The sequence below is a fragment of the Vibrio sp. YT-17 genome (assembly GCF_033337375.1).
In the GTDB taxonomy this organism is placed as follows: Bacteria; Pseudomonadota; Gammaproteobacteria; order Enterobacterales; family Vibrionaceae; genus Vibrio; species Vibrio alginolyticus.
On record NZ_JAWOQP010000170.1, the window covers coordinates 1 to 1,114 of the forward strand.

1 protein-coding gene and 1 pseudogene are annotated in these 1,114 nt (G+C 49.4%); both read left to right on the top strand.

The features are described 5' to 3' along the window. Window positions 1-450, top strand: a pseudogene (locus tag R7F67_RS24725) (chromosome partitioning protein ParA); the annotation flags it as partial. Window positions 451-452: 2 nt separating this feature from the next. Next, window positions 453-1,025, top strand: a complete 573-nt coding sequence (locus R7F67_RS24730) for a sigma-70 family RNA polymerase sigma factor (protein WP_005455178.1) — start codon at window positions 453-455, stop codon at window positions 1,023-1,025. The last annotated feature ends 89 nt before the right edge of the window (window positions 1,026-1,114 follow it).

Genomic DNA, 1,114 nt, shown 5'->3' on the forward strand with positions numbered 1-1,114 from the left:
ATGCTGTGGTTTTCCTGCCCTAACACCAGCGAACACGCCATCGACTACCTCGGCGTGTGGCAGCAAACCCAATACCACCAGCAATCCATGACACAATCGTGTCTGTTAATGCGCCACCAACAAGTGATGCGATTGCCACGCAGCGCCGAGACCTGCCCAACCGATGCAAGCCTATACACCCAAGATGTCACCCGCGAGTTTGCCGATATGTGGTGGGTAAACAATGACGAACCGAAAGCCAATTTGGCGCAAATGAACATCATGGTGCGCTGGTCAACCACTCCGGCAGAAATCAACTACACCACTTGGGAATACTTACCGGCGGGAGCCAACTGGGAGCAAGGCATTTTGTATCGCTACCAACAGAACGTTAGTCGTAACCGAGATGGTTCTGATCATATTGAAACGCATACGATTTCTGAATTTGTCAAAGTGAGCGAGGAGGTATAACCATGGCAACGACTTCAGCCCTAACCCACATTATTCAGCAGTGGCAGTCTGGCAACAAACAAGCCGAAAGCGAGCTGTACCAATTCGCCTATTTGCAACTGCGTAAAATCGCCCAACAAGAACGTGAGCGCAACGCCGAAAAATACGGCACCGACAATATGGTATTGGCAGACAGCGTCAACAGCACCACCGCATTGATTCATGATGCTTACCTAAAGATGTCAAACTGCGACATGAGTGAAATCGCCACCAAGCGTGATTTTTTCTTAATGGCCGCTAAAGTCATGCGCCAGATATTGATCGACAACGCTCGCTCACACCAAGCGCAAAAACGCCAGCACATCACGCTGATGAAGGACGAAGAAGACCGCTTTGAGCAGTTGATCATCATGGACAAAGCCTTAGATAGCTTTAGCACACGTTACCCACGTCAATCGAGCGCCTTAAAACTCAAATACCTGATGGGCATGAAGAACCAGGAGATTAGCGAACTGCTAGAGTGCAGCGCAAGTCTAATCGAAAAAGACCTCAAGTTCTCACGCAGCTGGTTGCAATCAAGAATGGCACACGCATAAATCATGACCAAGAAACTGTGGATTATCGGCGCGATCGGCGCCGGTTTATTGGGTGTTTACTTGTTAAGTGACGAGAGCGGCATGGCATC